Source organism: Planotetraspora thailandica, assembly GCF_016863335.1.
GTDB classification, from domain to species: domain Bacteria; phylum Actinomycetota; class Actinomycetes; order Streptosporangiales; family Streptosporangiaceae; genus Planotetraspora; species Planotetraspora thailandica.
In genome coordinates this window covers 1-23,048 of sequence record NZ_BOOR01000068.1, presented here as the reverse complement: position 1 = coordinate 23,048, position 23,048 = coordinate 1, and the positions used below count along the sequence as shown (strand labels likewise).

Sequence of the window (23,048 nt, the reverse complement as noted above, 5' to 3'; positions counted from 1 at the left end):
AAGGAGTGACGGGTTGCATACTGATCGCATGCGTGCCCCCAAACGCCGTCGCCCACTCCGGAGAACCCCCCAGACGCCGCCGGACGGCATATCTCTGGCAGACCTTGCCCAGCGGGCTTCCTACGTCGGCAGTGGGGAGCACAAGTCGTATCCCTCCTTCGCCGGGACGCCCAAGCTGCGCGCGGACGCCAGCAAGTGCGATCCCAGGTTCGCCGACCCCGCTGAGATCACTGGCTGGTTGCGGCAGACCATTGCGTGTGGCAATGTCGGCGCGCCATGGGAGGGGGAGTTCCCGAGATACGCCTGGCATCGTCTCGATAATGTGATTTACGAAGCACGGCTGGTCAACAGAGAACTCGGCCAGTACAAGGGGTATCCGCTCGATCCAGATGAGTGGCCGGAGAAGCTCACCGAGATCAGCGAGGACGGTGACCGATGAGGACGGTGCCGGAGTTCAGGATCCGTTGGGAGTGGGAGCCGGCGCCGTCGGTGCGAGCTCCAGAGCACCGAGCCACCTGGGCGCGCATCGAGATCAGCGTGGGTTCCGACCATGTCACTTTGGTCGAGGACCGGGAGTCCGGCAGTTCCCGGCGCTCCATCTATTGCCCGCTCTACCCGATGGCGGAGTGGGCGGCGTACAACTGGTGGTTCCTCCAGGCGGACGCCAGGCCCGCACGTAGCCTGGGCCTGCAGATTCCCGGCAATCATGACGCGCGGCAGTTCCAGAGACACTCCCTTCGGGGGAGCGGGGACGGCTTCATCTGGCCGAACCTCATGGTTGTCCCCGAGGGGGAGCAGAGCCATCTGATCTGGCACGAGGATCGGCGTCCTTCGCCGGATCGCCCGATCAGATTCCTCTCCCGAGGTGAGGCGCTCGTTGGGCGTGAGTCTGTCGAGCGGGAGCTCGCAGGCCTCATCTCCGCTGTTTTGACGCGGCTCGCCGAGCGGGGCATTACGGATACGCCGTTGCACAAGGAGTGGGAGGCGATCCAGCAGGCGGACGAGGAGGAGGCGGAGTTCTGCCTCGCCGCAGCACGGCTGGGCCTCGATCCCTACGCGGAGGCGGAGCCGTACGAGCAGCTGATTCTGCAGGCCGCCGACGAACTGCAGGGGCATCTCCTCGGAGATTTCCTCGATGCGGTCGAACCGGCGCGGATGGGCGACGCCCTCGAATGGATCCGAGCGGCCCGCTCTGAGATCTCGCGGTCACGAGGAGCGGGTGCGGCGGTCGAATTGCGCCATGAGATCGGGCCTCTCCAGCCCGCATCGGGAGACCGGTCCTGGGAAAAGGGCTGGAGCCAGGCCCGAGCAGTACGTCGGACGCTGGGGCTTTCAGGCGGAGAGGTCTTCGTTCTCTCCCCGTACATCTCCACCGTCGACCGCACTCCCGTCGACAGGGGATTGCAGGCGGTGGCGGGCGCCGTGGAGGGGTCTGGCCCTCTGGCGGTCATCGATCCCGGCCGGCCCGCCGGTTCGCGGAGGTTCACCCTCTCGCGTGCGCTCTGGCATTACCTCTGGGAGCCGGAGGCGGTCTTCCTCGTCACCAACGCCTACACCGACCGCCAGAAGGTGGAGCGTGCGTTCGCGGCGGAGTTGCTCGCACCGGCCGCCGGTATCAGCGAACTGCTGGGCGACGCGCCGGAGTCCGCGGTGCAGGACGACATGGAGCAGATCGCGGATCATTTCCGGGTGTCACCCATGGTCATCAAGCATCAACTGGAGAACCAACTGCTGATGGCGTGACCAGACCCTGACCTGCTGCGGAGCCGTGCGGCAGGTTACATCCGCTTGTCGCGCGGGTGACCGACCGCACGTGTTTGACCGCACATCTCTCGCCGATGCCGGCGCGCTCGGCCTCGCATCGGCTCTTAGCGCATGTACCACCACCACCCTGGCGAAGAGGGCTTCCGGATCCGGCGCGACGTCGAACAGATCAGTTGACCGGCTTGGTGGTCCAGTTCGCCTCGTCGGTGCCGAGAATCGTCGTCCTGTGGAACAGGCCGGCGACTCCGCCGGTCTCGTTGAGTTTCGCCAGGATCGCGCCGGTGGCGCTCATGTGGACGTCGAAGCCGTTGACTCCGTAGACGTGCACGAGGCCTGGCTTCTGGAAGGCGAGGTGCCCGTCGAGCTTCGTGTTGGGACGGGGAAGACCGGGGATCACCCCCTGCGCGTTGGGGACGCCGGTGCCTATGACGCCATCCGATTTGGTGATCGTGATCATCAGATTGGACCCTCCTGCTTCGAGGAAGGCGAGGTCGGCGCTGACCTCGCCGAACGCGGTGTTTTCGAGCCCTGTCGCCGTCGGCGTCAGCCCACCGGGCACGCCGTCGACGTGCAGGGGCAGCGCGACCGGCCGGGTGCCGCCGAAGGTCACCGACTCGGCGATCTTGTAGGCCGTCGTGGTCAGCTCCGCGCTGCTGCCGTGCAGTCCGGTTGCTGTCAATTCCGCCCAGCTGTCCGGGGCGTACTGCCAGCGCAGCTCGAACGTCGACTGCCCGTTTTCGTCCGGTGCGAAAGTCCAGTAGGCGTCGTGGCCGTTGACAGGCGGGGCAGGGATGCGCCTGCCGGGGGCACCACCGGGCAGAGCCGGAAGGTCCGGTTCCTTGCCGCGTCCGTAGTCGTTGAGATGCACAACGGCCCTGGTCTCCGGTTCATCAGCGGTGACCCCGTAAGCGTCCTGAACCTGATGGTCGACGCCGAATCGGTTGGGGCGCATGCCGGGGGGCAGCCAGCCGAAGGCGGCGCGTTCCACCAGCAGGTCGGTGTATTTGGCGTCCGCAGCAGGAAGGGGATGCAGCGTGGTGGGGCGGACGTCGACCGCGGTGGGGTGGACGCCCATTTGCATGGCCACGGCCACTGCGGTGGCGACGGCCGCCGCTCCGCCGGCCAGCAGAATGCCTCGTATGCCCCCGTGGCGCCGTCTCGTCGGTACGGCACGCGGCGACGAGGACTCGATGGCCGCCAGCAGCCGCTCCCGGCCGGTGTCCAGGCGCTCCTGCGACGGGATCGGGGCATCGGCGCGCATCGTGCGCATCACATCAAGGTCGTTCACGGTCGGCACCTCAGCCTTCCTCTGAATCTGAAACGGACATGGGGTTTTCGCCGCCGAGCACGGCGCGGATCTTCGTTCGAGCCCGGTGTAACCGCGACCGCACGGTCCCCACGGAGATGTCCAGTGCCTGCGCAGCCTCCTCGTAGGACAGATCGGCCCAGGCGATCAGCAGCAGCACCTCGCGGTGCGCCCGGCTGAGACCCGCCAGGGCAGCCGCGAGCGATCGGTGCATCCCGGCCGCCACCACTCGGTCGTCGGCGCCCTCCATCTGACTGCCGTAGGTCTGCGCCACGGGGTCGGCGCCGCTGCGGGCGAACGCCCGCAGCATCCGGGTCTCCTTGCGGTGGTGCTGGGCCATCACGTTGGCGGCGATCCCGTACAACCACGGTCTGGCGTCAGGTCGCCCGAGGTCGTAATGCCGGCGTTTCTCGAACGCCCGGTAGAACGTCTCGGCAGTGACGTCATCGGCGAGATCGTCGCCCAGGCGGCGGGCGACGTAACGGCTGATGTGGGGTGCGTGCCGCTCATAGAGCGCGGCGAAAACCCCGGGCTCGCGCCAAGACTGCTCGATGACAGCGGCGTCGCTCACGCCCTGCCGGGTCGTCACAGTCATACGGCTCCTGTCTGTTGCGGCCGGTGTTCCGGCCGTGCGCAGTGTGCGCCTCATCCGCTTTTCCCTGAAGTGGGATTCGGGTTCCCTCGGCGCCAAGCGGCTGACAACGAGGGGCCGCCAGAGCGCCGCCAAGCTGAGTCGTGCGGCACGTTACATCCGCTTGTCGCGCGGGTGACCGACCGTGCGTGGCCAGCCACGCACGCCCGTGAGAGGCCTAAATCTTCATTTCTTATGAATAGTTATTGACGTCGCACAAGCTGGAATGCCAAGGTGTGCTCTGTCTCGGCCCGGACCCCCGCCCCCCACCGGTCCCCCTACGGAGGTCACCTGTGAGTTACCCCAACGTGAGCCGCCGCGGCTTCCTCGCCGGTTTCGGCGCGCTCGGCCTCGCGTCAGCGTTGAGCGCCTGCGCCACCGCCACCCCGGCGAAGCCCGCGTCCGGATCCGGCTCGACGTCGAACGCACTGCTGCTGAAGTCCCGCGAGACCAGCGACGGCAGCCGCAAGGCCATGCAGGCCCTGCTCGACACGTTCGTCAAGCAGCACCCGCAGTACAAGCCGAAGCTGAACACGATGGAGGCGGCCGCCTTCCAGCAGCAGATCCGCTCCGACCTGACCCTCTCCACCCCGCCCGACGTGCTCACGTGGTTCGCCGGCGAGATCGCCAGCAACTTCGCCAAGCAGGGACTGCTCCTCGATGCGTCGTCGGTGTTCCCCGCCGACGGCTACAGCCCGCAGTTCGCCCAGCTGTCCACCGACGCCTCGGGTAAGAAGGTCTTCATTCCCACCAACTACTACTGGTGGGGCATGTTCTACCGGAAGTCCTACTTCGACAAGTGGGGGCTGTCGGAGCCGAAGACCTGGGACGAGTTCATCGCGCTCTGCAAGACCATCAAGGGCAAGGGCGTCATTCCGATCGCGCTGCCTTTGTCGGACTCGGCCTGGCTGACGGCCTCCTGGTTCGACTACCTCAACCTGCGCCTCAACGGGGCGACGTTCCACCGGGCGCTGCTCGCCGGCCAGGAGTCGTACACCGACCCCCGCGTGGCCAAGGTGCTCGACTCCTACCGCGAGGTCCTGCCGTACTTCGACCCCGCCGCCAAGGGCCTCGCCTTCCAGGAGGGTACGGCGAAGTGGCAGCAGGGCAAGGAGGCGATGTTCCTGAGCGGCCCGTTCCTCGCCGACGCGATGCCCGCCGACGTCAAGGACGACATCAGCTTCTTCCAGTTCCCCATCCTCGACCCGGCCGTGCCGGTCGCCGAGGAGGCGCCGCTCGACGGCTTCATCGCCAGCGCGCACACCGCGAACCCCGAGGGGGCCAAGGCGTTCCTCGGTTACGTGGCCACTCCCGAGGCCCAGGAGCTCTACCTCAAGATCTCCGGCAACACGGTGATCCCGGCCAACAGCAACGCGAAGTCGCCGATCAGCACGCCGTTGCTGGAGAAGGGGCGCGCGATGGTCGCCGGAGCCGCCGACGTCACGCAGTTCTTCAACCGCGACACCAACGACGACCAGCTCAACGTGCTGACCGCGGCGATGGTGAAGTTCATGGACAAGCCGGACGAGGGAGCCGACATCCTCAAGCAGTGGCAGAACGACTCGGCCAAGGCGCGCGGTAACTGACGATGGCCGCCGTTCCTCAGGCCGTCACGCGTGGATCCCGCGTGGCGGGTGCCTCACCCAAGGGCATCCTGCGCGGGTCCCGCGACACGGTCATCCTCCTCGCGTTCGTGCTCGTCCCGTTCACGCTCGAGATGTTCTGGACCTTCTGGCCCGCGCTCAACAGCGTCTACATCTCGCTGACCCGATGGGACGGCATCTCCCCGCCGCAGTTCATCGGCCTGGACAACTACGCCAGGATGTGGTCGGACGACACGTTCCGCCTGGCGCTGCGCAACACCGTCATCTGGCTGGTGCTGTTCGGCGGGCTGTCCGTGCTGGGCGGCCTGGGGCTGGCGCTCCTGCTCGACAAACCCCGGCGCGGCATCGGGATCTACCGGGCGATCTTCTTCCTCCCCGTCGTCTTCTCCTTGGTCGTCACCGCCCTGGTGTGGCGGATGATCTACCAGCCGGACGGCGTGATCAACAGCATCCTGTCGGCCGTCGGCCTGGAAGACCAGGCGAAGATCTGGCTCGGCGACCCGGACACGGCGTTGTACGCCCAGATCCTGCCCGCGCTCTGGCGGCAGATCGGCTACATCATGGTGCTGTTCCTCGCCGGGCTGAAGACCGTCGACCCGCTGCTGCACGAGGCGGCCAAGATGGACGGCGCCTCCGCGTTCGAACGCTTCCGCTACATCACGCTGCCGCAGCTGCGCCCGGTCTCCACCGTGGTCCTCGCGGTGACCGTCATCGACGCGCTGCGCTCCTTCGACATCGTCTGGTCGCTGACCCAGGGCGGGCCGTACCACTCCTCGGAACTGCTGAGCACCTACCAGTTCGCCACCGGTGTGCAGGGCTCTCAGCTGGGCTACGGCTCGGCCCTCGCCGTGCTGATCTTCGTGCTCACCGTCGGCACGATCGTCGTCTACCTCGCCCGGAGCCTTCGTGAGGAGGAGACCGCATGACCACCAAGTCACGTACGCGGCCGTGGCTGTTCCACGGCGGCATGTCGCTGCTCGCGCTGCTGTGGCTGGTGCCGCTTCTGCTGGTGCTGGTCACCTCGCTGCGGACCTTCGACGACCTGGCCGACCGGGGTCTGGCGAGCCTGCCCAAGGCGCTGACCTTCGGCCCCTACCGTGAGGCGCTGGGGTTGGGCGAATGGCGCTCGATCATCAACAGCCTCATCATCGCGGTGCCCGTCGTCATCGTGTCGCTGGTGCTCGCGTCGATGGCCGCCTACGCCCTGGCCCGCCACCGCATCCCGTTCCGCCGGACGTTGCTGCTGCTCATGCTCGCCGGCAACCTGCTGCCCGCGCAGCTGCTGCTGATCCCCGTGCTGAAGCTGACCGAGCAGTTCGGCCTGTTCGACTCGCTGCTCGGCATGATCGTCGTGCAGACGGCGGTGGGGCTCGGCTTCTACGTCTTCGTGCTGCACGGCTTCATGCGGGGCATCCCCGACGAGGTCACCCAGGCCGCGCGCATCGACGGCGCCTCCACCTTCGGTGTCTACCTGCGCATCGTGCTGCCGTTGACCAAGCCCGCCATGGCGGCCCTCGGCTCGCTCGCCTTCACCTGGACGTTCAACGACCTGCTGTGGTCGATCACCCTGCTGCGCAGCGAGGAGAAGCTGCCGGTGACCCCGGCCATCCTCGGCATGCAGGGAGACGAGTTCGTCTCGTCCTGGAACGTCATCGCCGCCGCCACGGTCGTCGCGGCGATCCCGACCGTGATCGTGTTCCTCCGCTTCCAGCGGTACTTCATCTCCGGCCTGCTGATCGGATCCGCCAAATGACACGACCGGCGCCGCGATGGGCGCTTCGCACCGCCACCACCTCCTACCAGGTACGGCTGGCCACCGGCGAAGGCTGGGCGGAGCTCACCTACTGGGGGCCCGCGGTCGACGAGGTCGTCGAACCCGGCCCGCTCGAATACGACGGGCCCACGCCGTACGAGACGGCGGCGGACGCGGCGGCCTGCGAATACGCGCCCTTCGGGGTGCGGCATTTCCGGCAGCTCGACCTGGTCGCCGAGCGCGACGGCGGCGTGCGGGGCACGGTGTGGGCCTTCACCTCCGACGAGCTGATTGAGAAGGACGGCACGACCGAGCTGCGGCTGCGCTTCACCGACGAGCTGCAGCGGCTCACCGCCACCCTGTGCTACCGCGTGCGGAGCACGCATGACGTGGTCGAACGGTGGATCGAGCTCGGCAACGAGGGCGACACCGCGCTGCGGCTGGAGCAGGTGCGCTCGGCGGCGTTCAACGTGCCCACCCCCGGCGGGGCCCGGCTCCACTACATGCACGGCCGGTGGGCCCAGGAGTTCCAGACCGAGCAGGCCGAGCTGCGGCACGGCAGGTTCACCCTGGAGAGCCGCATCGGCCTGACCGGTCTTTCCCAGTCGCCGTGGCTCGCCGTACAACCGCTGGACGAGCCCGAAGGGCCGACCTGGAGTGCGGGCCTGGCGTGGACCGGCTCGTGGGCGATCGACGCCGACGCCGACGCGGACGCGGGCCTGACCCGGGTCGGCCTCGGCAGGGTGCCGATCGAGGCGGCGATCGAGCTCGCTCCAGGCGAGACTTTCACCACGCCCGTCGCCTGCGGTCTCTACAGCGGCGACGGTCTCGCGGGCGCGGCCCGGGCGTGGCACGCCTACCAGCGCGGGCTGCGCCGCGACGTCGCGCTGCCCGTCGTCTACAACTCCTGGTTCGCCACCGAGTTCGACGTGCGCGCCGACCACCAGCTGGAGCTGGCCCGCACGGCCGCCGAGCTCGGGGTCGAGACGTTCGTCGTGGACGACGGCTGGTTCGTCGGCAGGAACGACGACCGCGGCGGCCTCGGCGACTGGGAGCCCGACCCCGCCAAGTTCCCCGGCGGATTCAGCGCGTTCGTCGACCAGGTCAGGGCGCTCGGCCTCGGCTTCGGCCTCTGGGTGGAGCCCGAGGGCGTCAGCCCGCGCTCGCGCCTGTTCGCCGAGCACCCCGACTGGGTCTACCAGGTGCCCGGCCGGGCGATGACGACGATCCGCAACCAGTACGTGCTGAACCTCGCCAGGGACGACGCCGCCGCCTGGGCGCTGGAGACCCTCGACGGGCTGCTGTCGCGCTACGACATCTCCTACCTCAAGTGGGACATGAACCGACCCATGACCGAGCGCGGTGCCGGGGCGGATCTGGACGGCCGGCACGTCGCGAACTACTACCGCATCCTGGAGGCCCTGCGGCGCGACCACCCGGGCGTGGTCCTCGAGGGGTGCGCCGCCGGCGGCGGCAGGGTCGACCTCGCCACAGCCGCCCGATGCGACGTGCTCTGGCCGAGCGACAACACCGGCCCGCTCGACCGGCTGACGATTCAGCACGGCTTCCTGCAGGCGTTCTCTCCTCACCTCATGAGCTCGTGGGTGACCGACGACGCCGGCATTTTCGACACGAGCCCGCGCAGCCTGGCGTTCCGGTTCGTGAGCGCGATGGCGGGCGTGCTCGGCATCGGCGCCGACATCTCCAAATGGGATCGGGAGCGGATCGAGGAGGCCGCCCGGTGGATCGAGCTGTACCGGTCGGTCAGGGACGTCGTGCAACTCGGCGAGGTGCACCGGCACGGCGACCCGCGTGGTCCGATCTACACCGTCGAATACTCCAAAGGCGGAACCCTGGTGCTGCTCACCTGGCGCACCGGCCGCACCCGCGGGTCGGCCACGCACGTCGGCCGGCCGGCGCGGATCAGGCCGCGCGGGGTCGACCGTACGGCCGCCTACCGGCGCAGGGACGACGGAAGCCGGCACAGCGGCGCGGCGCTGGCGGGGGCAGGCCTCGTGCCGTTGCCCGACGACACGGCCGACGCCTCGGTCGTCATCCTGGACAGGATCTGACTCGTATGAACAGGGACATGCTCGCGGGCAGGGTGGCCGTCGTGACCGGAGCGGCCTCCGGAATCGGCGCGGCCACCGTGGAACGCTTCGCCGCCGAAGGCGCGCAGGTGATCGCCGTCGACGTCGCCGCCCCGGCGCGGGCCCCCGGCGTCCACCCGCTCGTCGGCGACGTGTCGTCGGCGCAGACGTGGCAGGAGGTGGCCGACCTGGCACGCGCCGAATTCGGCCGCCTCGACGTGCTGTTCTCCAACGCCAGCGTGACGGTTCGCGCCCCCGCCCACGAGCTGGCCGAGGCCGACTGGAACCGGCAGATCGCGGTCAACCTCACCGCGACCTACCTCGCGATGAGGTCGTGCGTCGGCCTGCTCGGCGCGGGATTCCCCGAGCGGGGCGCGGGCTCGGTCGTGTTGTGCTCGTCGGTCCACGCCATCGCCGGCCTGCCCGGCCACCCGGGCTACGCCGCGGCCAAGGGAGGGCTCGTCTCGCTCGGCCGTCAGCTCGCCGTCGAGTACGGCCCCGCCGTACGGGTCAACACCGTGCTGCCCGGGCCGATCCTCACCGCGGCGTGGGACGGCATCGGCGAGGAGGACCGGCAGCGCAGCGTGGCCGGGACGGCCGCCCGCAGGTTCGGCCGCCCGGAGGAGGTCGCCGCCGCGGTGACGTTCCTCGCCTCCGAGGAGGGCTCATACGTCACCGGAGCATGCCTTTTGGTGGACGGCGGCTGGAGCGCGGTGAAGGATTCGGCATGATCACAAATTCCCCCACACGAGGACGGCGAAATTGAGCGTCTATCCGGGCCGTGGCGTACACGGTCAGGTCGTCGAGGCGATCGGCCGCAGCATCGTCACCGGCCAGGAAGCCCCCGGCTCGACCCTCGACCTGGACGCGCTGGAGATCACCTATGACGTGAGCAAGACCGTCGTGCGTGAGGCGCTGAAGGTGCTCGCGGCGAAGGGGCTGGTGGACGCGCGGCCCAAACGCGGGACGTTCGTGCGGCCGCGTTCGGAGTGGAGCCTGCTCGATCCCGACCTGCTGCGCTGGCAGTTCGAGGCCCCCGAGGGTGCGCAGATGCTCGACGACCTCTACGAGGTGCGGATCATCGTGGAGCCCGCGGGCGCCAGGCTCGCCGCGGCCCGGCGCACCGACGAGGACGTCGCCCTCCTCACGGCGACGCTGGGGGCGATCGACGACACATCGGGCGCCAAGGAGATCGTCGAGGCCGACCTCGCCTTCCACCGTCAGCTCCTCGAGGCGTCGCACAACGAGCTGCTGATCCGGATGGAATACATCATCGAGATCGGGCTGCGCGCCCGTGACCTGCTCGTCCACGCAGAGGGACACCAGGACGACTTCCTGCCGCCGCACCAGGCGGTGCTCGACGCCGTGCGCGACGCCGACGCCGACGGCGCCGAACGCGCGATGCGCGAACTGCTCGAACAGGCGGCCAAGGACGAACAGGAGATCAAGAATCGGGGTCGACGGTGAAAATCGTCAATGTTGAGACGTTCCTCGTGCCGCCGCGCTGGCTGTTCTGCCGCGTGGAAACGGACGAGGGCGTCGTCGGTTGGGGCGAACCGGTCGTGGAAGGCCGCGCCGAGGCGGTCCGCGCGGCCGTGCACGTCCTGGCCGAATACCTCGTCGGGCAGGACCCCCTGCGCATCGAGGACCACTGGCAGGTCATGGCCAACGGCGGCTTCTACCGCGGCGGGCCCGTGCTGTCGAGTGCGCTGGCCGGGCTCGACCAGGCGTTGTGGGATATCGCGGGCAAGACGTACGGCGTGCCGGTGCACGCGCTGCTCGGCGGGCCGGTCCGCGACCGGGTCCGCATGTACGCCTGGGTCGGCGGCGACGACCCGTCCGAGCTCGCCGACAGCATCACCGAGCGGATCGAGGCCGGGTTCAGCGCGGTCAAGATGAACGTCGGCGGGCTTTTGCCCCCGCTCGCGACCATGGCCGACGTCACCGCGATGGTGGACAGGGCGGCGCAGGCCCGTGAGGTGCTCGGCCCCGATCGTGACTTCGCCGTCGACTTCCACGGCCGGATCTCCGCCGCCGACGCCCGGCGCATCCTGCCGCTCCTCGCGCCCTACCAGCCGATGTTCGCCGAGGAGCCGATCCTGCCCGACCGGCCCCACCTGCTGCGCGACGTGGTGACGGCCAGCAGCGTTCCGGTCGCGACGGGGGAGCGCCTGTATTCGCGGTGGGACTTCCGGCCCGTGCTGGACGCCGGGGTCGCCGTGGTGCAGCCCGACCTTTCGCACGCGGGCGGCATCTCCGAGACGCGCAGGATCGCCGCGCTCGCCGAGGTGTGGGACGCCAAGCTCGCCCCCCACTGCCCGCTCGGCCCGATCGCGCTGGCCGCGAGCCTGCAGGTCGCCTTCTCGACCCCCAACTTCCTCATCCAGGAGCACTCGATCGGCATCCACTACAACGAGGAGGCCGACCTGCTCGACTACGTCGTCGACCCTGAGGTGTTCCGTTTCGTGGACGGCCACGCGACCCGCTCCGACGCGCCGGGGCTGGGCGTTCAGGTCGACGAGGCCGCCGTACGGCGGGCCGACGAGACGGGCCACGCCTGGCGCAACCCGGTCTGGCGGCGTGCCGACGGAGGGCTCGCCGAATGGTGAGCGTGCCCCTGAAGGCGGGCTTCGACCTGGCCTGCGGCGGGCGGTGGACCTCCTTGGCCGGAGGCGGCCGGGAATGGCTCTGGTCGCGTCCCGCCGCCGGGCGGGCCTCGGTCGCGCCCGGATCGGAGTTCGTCGACGCCGGAGGCCTGGAGGAGTGCGTCCCGACGGTACGCGGCCTGCCCGACCACGGCGACGCGTGGAGCCGCCCGTGGCAGGGATCTCCCGCGAGCAGCGCCGTGAGCTGCGACGACTTCGAACTCGTGCGCGAGGTCACCCACGACGATGGACAGGTCTCGGCGACCTACCGGATGTCGGCCGACCCCGGATACACGTTCGTCTGGGCGGCCCACGCGCTGCTCGACCTGAGCCAGGACGCCCGCGTCGTGGCTCCCGAGGCCACCCCGGTGCGGGTCTTCCCCGAGGCCGCGCCGCTGCTCAGGCAGGCCTGGCCGTACGGCGCGGCCTTTCTGGAGGGGGCCTGGCCGGAGCCGCTGGGCCTGCCGCTGGATCGGCTCGGGCCTGACGACGGCACGGCGGTCGGCGCCGTCCTGCGCTGCGGCGATGTGCGCGTGGCCGACGGGCCCGACGTGCTGCGCATGCGGGTGGAGGCCCCCGACAGCGTGCCCGTCTCCACCGCCCTGTGGCGCAACCTCGGCGGTTTCCCCGCGCACGCGCCCTATCGCAGCGTGGGGGTCGAGCCGATGCTCGGCGCCGTCTTCGACCTCGCGGACGCGGGTCCGGGCGACGCAGCCGTCGTGCCGCCCTCCGGTGAGCTGACCTGGCGGCTGGTGCTGGCCGCGGAACGGATGGACTGATGACCATATTTCCGGAAATGTGCCGCGAGACGTTCCTGGAGACGCTGCGTGAGCGGCGCCTGCTCGCGATCGTGCGCGGAGGTGACGCGGACGCCGCCCTGCGCACGGTGATCACGCTGGCCGAGCACGGCGTCGACCTGATCGAGGTCTCCCTTGTCACCGCGGACGCGCTGCGGGTGATCCGCGACGCGCGCAAGGCGCTGGGTGAGGCGGCGGGGCTCGGCGCGGGAACGGTGGTCACCGCCGACGACGCGCGGCGGGCCGCGGACGCGGGCGCGTCCTACCTCGTCACCCCGGCGGTCAGCGAGGGGGTGCGGGCAGGTCACGAGCTCGGGCTGCCGGTGCTCGCGGGCGCGCTCACCCCGACCGAGGTCGTGGCCGCGCTCGACGCCGGAGCGGCCGCGATCAAGTTGTTCCCCGCCTCGCTCGGCGGCGTGCGCCACCTGCGCGCGCTGCGCGACCCCTTCCCCAAGGTCCCCTTCGTGCCGGTCGGCGGAGTCGGCGTCGCAGAGGCGCGCGAATACCTGACCGCAGGAGCGGTCGCGGTCGGCGTCGGCTCGCCCCTCGTCGGCGACGCGGCGGACGGCGGCGGCGTCGAGGCGCTGAAGGGCCGGATCAGCGGCTTCCTGGAAGCACTGTGACCGATGCCGTGACCGGCGCTGCGACCGATGTCGTCGTCTTCGGCGAGACGATGGCCGCCCTGCGAGCGCACGACCCCATCAGGCTCGGCGGCACGATGGGGCTGTCGGTCGCGGGCGCGGAGTCCAACGTCGCCATCGGGCTGGCCCGGCTGGGCCATCGCGTGAGCTGGACCGGCCTGGTCGGCGACGACGAGACCGGCCAGCTCGTGCTGAGGACGCTGCGCGCCGAGGGCGTCGACGTGACGAACGCCCGCGTGGACGGGCGCGGCCCCACGGGGCTGATCCTTTTCGAGCGGCGCGTCGGCGACCTGACCCGGGTGATCTACCACCGGGCCGGGTCGGCCGCGTCCTTCCTGGAGCCGTCGGATGTGCTGCCCGCGCTCACCCCGCCGCCCCGGACGCTGCACGTCACAGGCATCACCCCGGCCCTCGGCCCCGGCCCGGCCGCGGCGGTGCGCGCCGCCGTCGGCGCGGCGGCGGAGGCGGGAGCCCCGGTCTGCCTCGACGTCAACCACCGGGCCCGGCTGTGGGACCGCGGCACGGCCGCCGAGGTGCTGCGCCCCCTGGCGGCGTCGTTGTCGGTGGTGGTCGCCTCCGACGACGAGCTGGAACTGGTCGCCCCCGCGTCGGCGACGACCGAGCGTGACCGTGTGACCGCACTCCTCGACCTCGGAGTGGGCGAGGTCGTCGTCAAGCGCGGAGCCGACGGCGCGAGCGCCCACACGGCGGAGCAGTCCGTCGACGTGCCGGCCCGCCGGGTGCGCGTCACCGACCTCGTCGGCGCGGGCGACGCCTTCGTCGCCGGCTACCTGTCCGGCCGGCTCGACGGCCTCGACCTGGCCGGACGCCTCGACCGCGCCGTCACCACCGGGGCCTTCGCGGTCGCCTCGCCCGGTGACTGGGAGGGCCTGCCGACGCGGGCCGAGCTCGCGCTGCTCGACACCCTGCCCGGATCCACTCTGCGCTGAACGAGGTGGGACATCAACGTCTGGTGCCCGACAACCTGCAAGCTGGGGGAGGGGGCGAGATGGGTCGGCGGACGGCTCATCTTCGTCGACATCCTTGCCGGGAGGCTGCTCGCCGCCTCCGCCGACCGTCCAGGGCCGGCTGAGGAACTGGTCAGCCTCGACGTGCCGCTCGGAGCCGTCGCCCCCGTGGCCGGGCGTCCCGGCACATGGATCGCGGCGGCCGGTCAGGGGTTCGCGCTGCTCGACCAGGCGACCGGCGCGCTCGACTGGATCGACCGGCCGCTGCCCGCGACCTCCCGCGTGAACGACGCCGTCTGCGACCCGGCGGGCAGGTTCTGGGCGGGCGGCATGCCGTACGACGGGAGGCGGGGCGCGGGCGCGCTCTACCGGATCGACGCGGACCTGAGCGTGACGACCGTGCGGACCGGCCTGACGATTCCCAACGGCCCGGCCTTCACGGCCGACGGCCGGACCATGTACCTCGCCGACAGCGCAGAAAGACGGATCGACCGCCACACGGTCGACCCGGTCACCGGTGAGCTCGGCGAGCCGTCCGTCTTCGCCACGATCACGGACGGCGGCCCCGACGGGATGACCGTGGACGAGGACGACCATCTGTGGGTCGCTCTGTGGGGCGGCTCCGCCGTTCACCGCTACGCCCCCGACGGCCGGCTCGACCGCGTCGTCCCGTTGCCCACTCCCCAGCCGACCAGCGTCTGCCTCGCCGGCGGCCGCCTGTTCGTCACCTCCGCCGCGTACGGCCTCGACCCGATCCCGCCGGGCGCGGGCGCGGTGCACGTGGTGGAAGGCGTCGCACAGGGACGCCCGGCCAGCCCGTTTCTGCTCGGCTGACCTTTTCTTCCTGACGGCGGTGGTGGCCGGCGCGGACGGCCACGTCCCTCTTACGGCGCTCTGACCGGCGCCCGCTGCGGGCGCCGGTCAGGCCGCGCCCCCGCAGCAGGCGCAGCCGTCGGCGCATCCACCGGCCTGCTCGTCCGCGTGGCCCCCGCCCGGTACGGCACAGCACGCGTCGCCGCGCCACGCCTCGCGGCCCTCCTTGACCGCGACCGCGGCGATGACGAGTGCCGCCACCGGGTCGGCCCACGACCAGCCGAACAGGCTGTTCAACGCCAGGCCGACGAGCAGGACGGCCGACAGATACGTGCACAGCAGCGTCTGCTTGGAGTCGGCCACGGCGCTCGCCGACCCCAGTTCGCGCCCGGCGCGGCGCTGTGCGCGGGAGAGCACGGGCATGACCAGGAGCGACAACGCGGCCAGCACCATGCCCGTCGTGGAGTGCTCGGCCTCTCCCGTGCCGAGCAGCGCCCGCACCGCGTCGACCGACACGTAGGCGGCCAGAGCGAAGAACGACAGCGCGATGATCCGAAGCGCCGCCCGCTCCCGGCGCTCGTGGTCGGCCCCAGAGAACTGCCAGGCGACGGCGAGCGCCGAGGCGACCTCGATCGCGGAGTCGAGGCCGAACCCGACGAGGGCGGCCGAGGAGGCGGCGGTGCCCGCCGTGAGCGCGACCGCGGCCTCGGCGACGTTGTAGGTGATCGTCGCCGCGACGAGCAGGCGGATGCGCCGGGCGAGTGCGGCGCGGCGGGCCGGTGACGGTCCCAGGGACATCGCGGTCATGGCGCCGTGCCTTCGTCGGCGCTCTCATCGGAGTCGCAGCAGTCGGAGTCGGGCGGGCACTCGTCGTGGCTGACGAGCAGCACGAGCGAGGCGAGTTCGGCCAGGGCCACGGCCAGGCGCGGGTCGGCCAGCTCGTAGCGCACCCGGCGGCCCACGGGCGTGGTGGTCACCAGTCCGCAGCCGCGCAGGCAGGAGAGATGGTTCGACACGTTGCCGCGGGTCAGCTCCAGCCGCTCGGCCAGGTCGGCGGGGAACGCCGGGCCGTCGAGCAGGGTCAGCAGGAGCCGGCGGCGGGTGGCGTCGGCGAGCGCGACGCCGACGCGGGCCAGCGCGTCCGCGTCGACGACGACACGGGGACCGGAGAAGTCTGTCGGCATGCCTCGACAGTAAAGCCGAAGCTGTATTCAGTGCAAGCTGAACTGTTGATCAGTGTGTCCGCATCTCGGGCACCGGGGTGAAACCCTCGCGTTCGAGCACGTGCACGCGCGCCGCGCCGATGTCGAAGTAGAGACCGGTGAGCTCGAGCCGCCCGTCCCGCACCATGTGGTCCACCAGAGGGTGGGTGCGCAGATTGTCGAGCTGCTGGATCACGTTGATCCGGCAGAGGCGGTCGAGCGGCTCACCCTCGCCGTTCTCGTCGGGATGCAGCGATCGTTCCGCCGAGTGGAACCGCTCCAGGCTGTGCTCCGCGTGGCGCAGCCAGCCGCGCAGGCCCGGCAGGTCGGGGGCCTTGCCGAGCAGGGCGGCCATCGCGCCGCATCCCGAGTGGCCGCACACCGTGATGGTCTTCACCTTCAGCACGCTCACGGCGTACTCGATCGCCGCGGTCACCGACTCCCCGGCCGGGGCGCTCGCCGCGCGGGGCACGAGGTTGCCGACGTTGCGGGCGGTGAAAAGGTCTCCTGGCCCGCTCGCGGTGATGATGTTCGGCACGATCCGCGAGTCCGCGCACGCGATGAACAGGTGCGAGGGCGCCTGCTCGCGTGCCATCCCGTGGAGGAGCGGGCGCATGCGCGGGGCCGTGCGCCGCTGGAACTCCCGGGTGCCCTCCAGCAGGTCGGGAACGCTTTCCTGCGACTCCTGCGACTCCAGCGGCTGTTCCGGTGCGCCGGCCGTACGGCGGTGGGCCCACGGCTGCCACCACCGGTCGTGCCGCGTGTGAGTCTTTCCCGCCGACACGCGGGTGCCGCCGACCGCGGTGGCGTACCAGTCGCCGTGCTGCTCGTCGACGTCGACCGTGCCGCCGCCGCGCTCGTGCTGCACCCGCCACGCCTGGAGCGCCTCGAAGGCGGCGTTGTCCATGAAGTCGATGTCGAGGTCGAGCGCGACGGCCGCACCGGGCGGGATCGCCGCGAGCGCCCTGGTCAGCCGGGGAACCGCGAGGAAGGTGAGCGACCCGCTGACGACCACCCGCCACCGCCCGCCGGACTCGCGCGCCTGCACCGACACTCCGGTGAGGCGGCGCAGGGCCAGCAGGGCCGCGAGGCCCAGCCCGATGGCGACGCCCTCGGCCAGCCCGATGAGCACGACACCGCCCATCGTCACGAAATAGATCGGCATCTCCCGGTGGCTGCGCAGGTTGCGCGCGTGTCCGAGGTTGACCATCTGGACGCCGATGAACATCAGCAGTGCGGCCAGCGCCTCCATCGGGATGAGCGCGATCAGCCAGCCGAAGCACACGGTGAACAGCAGGATCCACACGCCGTGCAGCACCGTCGACCAGCGGCTGCGCGCACCCGCCCGCACGTTGGTCGTCGTACGGACGACCACGCCGGCCACGGGGAGCCCTCCGCAGGCGCCGGAGACGACGTTGGCCACGCCCTGGGCGGCCAGTTCCCTGTCGAGGTTGGCCCGGGGGCCCGGGTGCATGCGGTCCGACGCGACACAGGTGAGCAGCGACTCGACCCCGGCGAGCAGTGAGACGAGCAGGACGGCCGAGACGATGGCGAGCACCTCGCCCTGCGGCAACATCGGATGCTGGAGCGAGGAGAAGCCGCCGGACAGGTCGACCTTCGTCAGGCAGCCGAACAACGCCGCGGGCACCGCCGCGATCAGCAGGGCGGCCAGCGGCGCGGGCACCGCCCGAACCTTGGGCAGCCGTCCCCAGACCAGCATGACCATGATCGTGATGAGGCCGATCATGACGGCGTGGCCGTGGTTGTTCATGATCTGGTAGGGAAGCGTGAGCAGGTTGTCCACGGCGGAGCTCTGCGGCTTGCCGCCGAGGACGATGTGGAGCTGAGACAACGCGATCACGACGCCGACCCCGGCCAGCATGCCGTGCACGACCGCGGGCGAGACGCCGAGCGCCGCCCTGGCGACGCGGAAGACGCCCAGCAGCACCTGGAGCGCCCCGGCGAACACCGTGATCATGCAGGTCGCGCGCCAGCCGAAGGTGTGGACGAGTTCGGACACGACCAGGGCGAGGCCCGCCGCGGGCCCGCTGACCTGGACCACCGATCCGCCCAGCGCGCCCGCCACCACGCCGCCGACCACCGCCGCCACCAGCCCGGCCGCGATCGGGGCGCCCGACGCGACGGAGATCCCCAGCGACAGCGGCACCGCGACGAGGAAGACGACCAGCGACGCCGGTACGTCATATCGCATCACGGACAACAAACGACGCTTCGTGTCTATCTCAGCACAAACAGTCACTCTATGAACGTACGTCGCAGACCATCACGAACATCACAAACCTGGGACAAGCGCGGGCTAAGAGATCACGTCGCCCGGCATTGACATGAAAACCCCATTTTCCTACTGTTTGTGCGGGAATGAGGAGGGGAATCTGCGCGTGCCGCACAGCGACGTCCTCCCGCTGCCGTCCTCGCGCCGATCTCCCGGGCCGCCTGGACCGGTCGAGTGCATGCAGTACGGAACAGGTTGTGACAGATGACCCATGTGATCGGCTCGGCCGTGGAAGCGCTCACGGTGGCGGCGGAGCTGTCGGAGCGGTTCGCCAGGGACGCGGCCGAGCGTGACGCCTCACGGCGCCTGCCCCGCGAGGAGCTCGACCAACTGTCGGCCAGTGGCCTGCTCGCCGTCACCGTGCCCACGCAGTACGGCGGAGCCGACGTGGGCGCCCAGACGGTCGCCGAGGTCGTGCGTCTCCTCGCGACGGGCGACCCGAACATCGCTCAGATCCCGCAGAGCCATTTCGTCTACATCAACGTGCTCAAGCAGCAGGGAACGCCCGAGCAGCAGGCGTTCTTCTTCGGCGAGATCCTCCGGGGCGGGCGATTCGGCAACGCCCAGTCGGAGGCGGGCACCAAGCACGTGCAGGACTACCGCACCCGCCTGCGTGCCGACCCCGAGGGCGGCGACCTGGTGCTGACGGGCGAGAAGCACTACAGCACGGGGGCGTTGTTCGCCCACTGGATCCCCGTGCTCGCCGTGGGCGACGACGAGAAGCTGCACGTCGCCTACGTGCCGGCCGACGCCGACGGCCTCGAGGTCGTGGACGACTGGGCTGGCATGGGCCAGCGGCTGACGGCCAGCGGCACGGTGCGCCTCAACGACGTGCGCGTGCCCGCCCGCCACGTCGTTCCCCATCACCTGACCTTCACCGGGCCGCAGGTGCACGGCTCCTACGCCCAGTTGCTCCACGCGGCCATCGATGTCGGCATCGCGGGCGGGGCCCTGCGCGAGGCCGCGGACTTCGTCCGTACGAAATCGCGGCCGTGGTTCGAGAGCGGGGCGGCCACCGCCGCAGAAGACCCCCTGCTGATCCAGCGTTTCGGCGAGCTCACCATCCGGCTGCGCGCGGCGGAGGCCCTGCTCGCCGAGGCGGGCCGCGCCGTGGACGCGGCCAGGGCCGAGCTCACCGACGACAACGCGGCCGCTGCGTCGGTCGCGGTCGCCGTGGCCAAGGCGCATGCGGACGGAACCGCGATCGAGCTCGTCAACGCGCTCTTCGAGGTGTCGGGTACGCGGTCGGCCCTGGACCGGCTCAACCTGCACCGGCACTGGCGCAACGCCCGCACGCACACCCTGCACGACCCGGTGCGCTGGAAGGTTCAGCACATCGGCCGCCACACCCTCAACGGCACCCACCCGCCCCGGCACGGAGTGATCTGATGAAGTTCCACTGGTTCCTGCCCACCAACGGCGACAGCCGGCACATCGTCGGCGGCGGCCACGGCCTGCCCGCGGGCGCCGCAGGAGGCGACCGCCCGCCGTCGCGCAGCTACCTCGGGCAGATCGCGGCGGGCGCCGAGGACCTCGGGTTCGAGGGTGCGCTCACCCCCGCGGGCGCCTGGTGCGACGACGCCTGGCTGAGCACGGCGTTCCTGGTGGAGGCGACGCGGCGGCTGAAGTTCCTCGTCGCCTTCCGGCCCGGGCTGGTCAGCCCGACCCTCGCCGCGCAGATGGCCGCGACCTACCAGTGGCAGTCGGAGGGACGGCTGCTGCTCAACGTCGTGACCGGCGGGGAGGCCCACGAGCAGCGCGCGTACGGAGACTTCCTCGACAAGGAGGCCCGCTATGCGCGTACCGACGAGTTCCTCCACATCGTGCGCGAGCTCTGGAAGGGCGACCCGGTCACCTTCAGGGGAGAGCACCTCGCCGTGGAGGAGGCCAGGCTCGCACGGCTGCCCGACCCGGTGCCGCCGCTGTATTTCGGCGGGTCGTCGGCCGCCGCCGGACCGGTCGCCGCACGGCACTGCGACGTCTACCTGACTTGGGGCGAGCCCCCGGCGGCCGTCGCGAAGAAGATCGAGTGGATCAGGGGCCTGGCGGCGACGGAGGGCCGCACGCTCGGCTTCGGCATCAGGCTCCACGTCATCACCCGCGACACCGCGGCCGAGGCGTGGGCGCAGGCCGCACGGCTGCTCGACGGCGTCGACCCCGCCACCATCGAGCGGGTGCAGGCCGGCCTGCGGCGCAGCGAGTCGGAGGGGCAGCGCCGCATGCTCGACCTGCACGGCGGATCCCGGGACGGCCTGGAGATCTCACCCAATCTCTGGGCGGGCGTGGGGCTGGTCCGCGGCGGAGCGGGGACCGCGCTGGTCGGCAGCCACGAAGAGGTCGCCGACCGCATCGCCGAATATCACGCGTTGGGGCTCGACGAGTTCATCCTGTCGGGTTACCCCCACCTGGAAGAGGCCTACTGGTTCGGCGAGGGCGTGCTGCCCATCCTCGAACGGCGGGGCCTGTGGACCCATCCCGGCCGTCCGGCCGCCTCTCCGTCGCTGGTGCCGTTCGCGGCGTCGTGAGCGCGGTCATGCCTCCGTGCACGCGGGGTCGTCGGGCGTGGTCCTGACGCGCGACAGAAGCCCCCGCAACTGAGCGACCTGTTCGTCGTCGAGATCGGCGAACAGGTCGCGCTCCACGGCCGCGAGCGCGTCCTCCACCACGGACGACGCGCGGCGCCCCGCCGCGGTTATCTCCACGATGTGCCGGCGCCGGTCGGCGGGATCGCGCCGGCGCTCGGCCAGGCCTTCGCGTTCGAGGTCGTTCAGCACCGCGACGAGCACGCTCGGATCGAGGCCGAGCGCCTCCAGCAACGCCTGCTGGCTCATCCGCCCGGTCTCCGCCAGATGCATCAACGCCATTCCCTGGCGGGACGTCAGCCCGTTGACGCCGAGCGCCTCGCGGATGCGCAGATTCATGATCACCCCGTGCCGGGCCAGCAGCAGCCCCAGCCTGTCCGTGCCGCTGTGAACGTCCTCTGCCATGTCTCGCATGCTATCAGCCCATCAATCATTGCTGTATTTGGATAGTTGAAGTAGTTCAACGATCTGATAGCTTCGACGGTATGAAAGAACGAACGGTCGCGCCCGGCGAACATCTGGTGCAGGAGCTCCAGTGGATTCACGGCATCCTCCGCCAGGACCTCGCCACCATCCGGGAGCTCGCCGCCCAGGCGGCCGGGGGCGCCTCGGCCGTCCACATCACGACCACGATCCGCTCGCTGCAGACACAGAGCCCGCTGTGGCAGCTGCGCGTGAACTGCCTGCAGTACTGCCAGTTCGTCCATCACCACCACGGCCTCGAAAGCGCGATGCTGTTCCCCGCGCTGCGGCAGGCCGACCCCTCCCTCGCCCGTACGGTCGACCGTCTGGAGTCCGACCACAGGAAGGTGTCCGACCTGCTGGACACGGTGGAGGCCATCGCGGGCCTGCTCGGCACCGATCAGGACGCGGACGCACGGCGGCGGCTGGCCGGCGCCCTCAACGAGCTCGGCGCGCACCTGCTCGAGCACCTCGACTTCGAGGAGCGGTCGATCAGCCCCACATTGAGGTCATGGAGGAGATGGCCATGGGAGTGAACCCCCTCAGCTTCGGCATATCGGTGACCCCCGACGCGGCGGCCATCGACGACATCACCCGCCTCGCCCAGGTCGCCGACGCCGCCGGGCTGGATCTGGTGGCCGTCCAGGACCATCCGTACCAGGCGGGGTTCCTCGACACCTGGACGCTGATCACCCACCTGGCCGACCGCACCGAGCACATCCGGTTCTTCCCCGCCGTCGCCGATCTGGCGTTGCGACCGCCGGTGATGCTCGCCAAGGCCGCCGCCTCACTCGACCTGCTCAGCGGCGGCCGGATCGAGCTGGGTGTCGGTGCGGGGGCGTTCGCGGAGGCCATCGCGGGCATGGGCGGCCCGGCGCGGACCCCGGCCGAAAGCGTCGAGGCCACCGAAGAAGCCCTGCAGATCATCAAGGCGGCCTGGGGATCACGCCCGTTCGCCCTGGTCGGCGAGCACCACCAGGTTCACGGCTACCAGCCCGGGCCCACCCCGAGCCGTGCGATCGGCCTGTGGGTGGGCGCACAGAAGCCCCGGATGCTTCGCATGATCGGCCGCCTTGCCGACGGCTGGGTGTGCCCGCTGAACATCTACATCCCGCCACCCCAGGTGCCCGATTTGCAGGACGTCATCGACCGCGCCGCCGTCGAGGCGGGCCGCGACCCGGCGCGGATCCGGCGTATCTACAACGTGTTCGGCACGATCGGCCCGGGCACCGACGGCCAGGGATTGAACGGCCCGGCCGAGCTGTGGGCCGAGACCCTCGCCGACTGGGCGACCCGTCTGCGCTTCGACACATTCGTCTTCTGGCCGGTCGTCTCCTCGCCCGAGCAGATCCGGATGTTCGCGGAGGAGGTCGTGCCCCGGACCCGCGCGCTGCTCGCTCGTTAGCGTCGCCGCTGTGATGCGACCTGCCGCGTGGCCCTGACGAGTCGGCCGAGCTTCTACGCGCGGGCGGCCGCCGACTCCGGGGGGGGGGGGGG

At 70.7% G+C, this 23,048-nt stretch carries 23 protein-coding genes; 17 read left to right on the top strand and 6 right to left on the bottom strand.

Annotated features, from left to right (window positions below; translation table 11 throughout):
* Window positions 1-28: 28 nt before the first annotated feature.
* Together Pth03_RS34720 and Pth03_RS34715 are read left to right on the top strand one after the other, a co-directional pair.
* Entirely contained in the window at window positions 29-439 is a 411-nt protein-coding gene (locus Pth03_RS34720) for a hypothetical protein (protein WP_203948709.1), read from the top strand.
* A complete protein-coding gene (locus tag Pth03_RS34715; protein WP_203948708.1) occupies window positions 436-1,743 on the top strand; it encodes an ImmA/IrrE family metallo-endopeptidase in 1,308 nt (435 codons plus the stop codon). The genes Pth03_RS34720 and Pth03_RS34715 overlap by 4 nt, the downstream gene beginning before the upstream one ends.
* Window positions 1,744-1,933: 190 nt before the next feature.
* Here Pth03_RS34715 and Pth03_RS34710 read toward each other — a convergent pair whose 3' ends face one another.
* Together Pth03_RS34710 and Pth03_RS34705 are read right to left on the bottom strand one after the other, a co-directional pair.
* Window positions 1,934-3,052, bottom strand: a complete 1,119-nt coding sequence (locus Pth03_RS34710; protein ID WP_203948707.1) for a hypothetical protein — start codon at window positions 3,050-3,052, stop codon at window positions 1,934-1,936.
* 10 nt (window positions 3,053-3,062) lie between these two features.
* Entirely contained in the window at window positions 3,063-3,665 is a 603-nt protein-coding gene (locus Pth03_RS34705; RefSeq protein ID WP_203948706.1) for an RNA polymerase sigma factor, read from the bottom strand.
* Between the two features lie 329 nt (window positions 3,666-3,994).
* Between Pth03_RS34705 and Pth03_RS34700 the strand changes: the two genes are divergently transcribed.
* Genes Pth03_RS34700 through Pth03_RS34650 form a run of 11 tightly spaced genes read left to right on the top strand, consistent with a single transcriptional unit; the run spans window position 3,995 to window position 15,033 of the window.
* Window positions 3,995-5,287, top strand: a complete 1,293-nt coding sequence (locus Pth03_RS34700; RefSeq protein ID WP_203948705.1) for an ABC transporter substrate-binding protein — start codon at window positions 3,995-3,997, stop codon at window positions 5,285-5,287.
* A 41-nt stretch (window positions 5,288-5,328) separates the two neighbouring features.
* Complete coding sequence (locus Pth03_RS34695; RefSeq protein ID WP_203948704.1) at window positions 5,329-6,231, top strand: carbohydrate ABC transporter permease; 903 nt, start codon at window positions 5,329-5,331, stop codon at window positions 6,229-6,231.
* Window positions 6,228-7,058 carry a carbohydrate ABC transporter permease gene (locus Pth03_RS34690; protein ID WP_203948703.1) on the top strand — a complete coding sequence of 277 codons (831 nt, stop codon included), beginning with the start codon at window positions 6,228-6,230 and terminating at the stop codon, window positions 7,056-7,058. The genes Pth03_RS34695 and Pth03_RS34690 overlap by 4 nt, the downstream gene beginning before the upstream one ends.
* Window positions 7,055-9,130, top strand: a complete 2,076-nt coding sequence (locus Pth03_RS34685; RefSeq protein ID WP_203948702.1) for an alpha-galactosidase — start codon at window positions 7,055-7,057, stop codon at window positions 9,128-9,130. The genes Pth03_RS34690 and Pth03_RS34685 overlap by 4 nt, the downstream gene beginning before the upstream one ends.
* 5 nt (window positions 9,131-9,135) lie before the next feature.
* Entirely contained in the window at window positions 9,136-9,879 is a 744-nt protein-coding gene (locus Pth03_RS34680) for an SDR family NAD(P)-dependent oxidoreductase (protein ID WP_203948701.1), read from the top strand.
* 31 nt (window positions 9,880-9,910) lie between these two features.
* Entirely contained in the window at window positions 9,911-10,615 is a 705-nt protein-coding gene (locus tag Pth03_RS34675; protein WP_203948700.1) for a FadR/GntR family transcriptional regulator, read from the top strand.
* Window positions 10,612-11,757: a galactonate dehydratase gene (dgoD, locus tag Pth03_RS34670; RefSeq protein WP_203948699.1), complete on the top strand. Its 1,146-nt coding sequence runs from the start codon at window positions 10,612-10,614 to the stop codon at window positions 11,755-11,757. The genes Pth03_RS34675 and dgoD overlap by 4 nt, the downstream gene beginning before the upstream one ends.
* Window positions 11,751-12,572 carry a hypothetical protein gene (locus tag Pth03_RS34665; protein WP_203948698.1) on the top strand — a complete coding sequence of 274 codons (822 nt, stop codon included), beginning with the start codon at window positions 11,751-11,753 and terminating at the stop codon, window positions 12,570-12,572. Before dgoD ends, Pth03_RS34665 begins: the two co-directional genes overlap by 7 nt.
* The gene (locus Pth03_RS34660; protein ID WP_203948697.1) at window positions 12,572-13,213 is read left to right on the top strand and encodes a bifunctional 4-hydroxy-2-oxoglutarate aldolase/2-dehydro-3-deoxy-phosphogluconate aldolase; all 642 of its coding nucleotides are present in this window, start codon (window positions 12,572-12,574) and stop codon (window positions 13,211-13,213) included. The genes Pth03_RS34665 and Pth03_RS34660 overlap by 1 nt, the downstream gene beginning before the upstream one ends.
* Complete coding sequence (locus tag Pth03_RS34655; protein ID WP_239119589.1) at window positions 13,210-14,181, top strand: sugar kinase; 972 nt, start codon at window positions 13,210-13,212, stop codon at window positions 14,179-14,181. Before Pth03_RS34660 ends, Pth03_RS34655 begins: the two co-directional genes overlap by 4 nt.
* A gap of 12 nt (window positions 14,182-14,193) precedes the next feature.
* A complete protein-coding gene (locus Pth03_RS34650) occupies window positions 14,194-15,033 on the top strand; it encodes an SMP-30/gluconolactonase/LRE family protein (RefSeq protein ID WP_203948735.1) in 840 nt (279 codons plus the stop codon).
* An 87-nt stretch (window positions 15,034-15,120) separates the two neighbouring features.
* Here the strand turns inward: Pth03_RS34650 and Pth03_RS34645 are convergent, their stop codons facing one another.
* The 3 genes from Pth03_RS34645 to Pth03_RS34635 are packed head-to-tail and all read right to left on the bottom strand — an operon-like array spanning window position 15,121 to window position 18,426.
* The gene (locus Pth03_RS34645) at window positions 15,121-15,819 is read right to left on the bottom strand and encodes a cation efflux transmembrane domain-containing protein (protein ID WP_203948696.1); all 699 of its coding nucleotides are present in this window, start codon (window positions 15,817-15,819) and stop codon (window positions 15,121-15,123) included.
* Window positions 15,816-16,196 carry an ArsR/SmtB family transcription factor gene (locus Pth03_RS34640; RefSeq protein ID WP_203948695.1) on the bottom strand — a complete coding sequence of 127 codons (381 nt, stop codon included), beginning with the start codon at window positions 16,194-16,196 and terminating at the stop codon, window positions 15,816-15,818. Before Pth03_RS34640 ends, Pth03_RS34645 begins: the two co-directional genes overlap by 4 nt.
* Before the next feature lie 49 nt (window positions 16,197-16,245).
* On the bottom strand, window positions 16,246-18,426 hold the full coding sequence (locus tag Pth03_RS34635) for a SulP family inorganic anion transporter (RefSeq protein ID WP_203948734.1): 2,181 nt from the start codon (window positions 18,424-18,426) through the stop codon (window positions 16,246-16,248).
* Window positions 18,427-18,711: 285 nt separating this feature from the next.
* On the opposite strand from Pth03_RS34635, the gene Pth03_RS34630 reads away from it, so the two are divergent.
* Window positions 18,712-19,896, top strand: a complete 1,185-nt coding sequence (locus Pth03_RS34630; RefSeq protein ID WP_203948694.1) for an SfnB family sulfur acquisition oxidoreductase — start codon at window positions 18,712-18,714, stop codon at window positions 19,894-19,896.
* Complete coding sequence (locus Pth03_RS34625) at window positions 19,896-21,032, top strand: LLM class flavin-dependent oxidoreductase (protein WP_203948693.1); 1,137 nt, start codon at window positions 19,896-19,898, stop codon at window positions 21,030-21,032. The genes Pth03_RS34630 and Pth03_RS34625 overlap by 1 nt, the downstream gene beginning before the upstream one ends.
* A gap of 6 nt (window positions 21,033-21,038) precedes the next feature.
* On the opposite strand, the gene Pth03_RS34620 is transcribed toward Pth03_RS34625, so the two are convergent.
* Complete coding sequence (locus tag Pth03_RS34620; RefSeq protein WP_203948692.1) at window positions 21,039-21,494, bottom strand: MarR family winged helix-turn-helix transcriptional regulator; 456 nt, start codon at window positions 21,492-21,494, stop codon at window positions 21,039-21,041.
* Window positions 21,495-21,574: 80 nt separating this feature from the next.
* Here Pth03_RS34620 and Pth03_RS34615 point away from each other — a divergent pair, with 80 nt between their 5' ends.
* Complete coding sequence (locus Pth03_RS34615; protein WP_203948691.1) at window positions 21,575-22,087, top strand: hemerythrin domain-containing protein; 513 nt, start codon at window positions 21,575-21,577, stop codon at window positions 22,085-22,087.
* The gene (locus tag Pth03_RS34610) at window positions 22,078-22,956 is read left to right on the top strand and encodes an LLM class flavin-dependent oxidoreductase (protein WP_203948690.1); all 879 of its coding nucleotides are present in this window, start codon (window positions 22,078-22,080) and stop codon (window positions 22,954-22,956) included. The genes Pth03_RS34615 and Pth03_RS34610 overlap by 10 nt, the downstream gene beginning before the upstream one ends.
* Window positions 22,957-23,048: the final 92 nt, after the last annotated feature.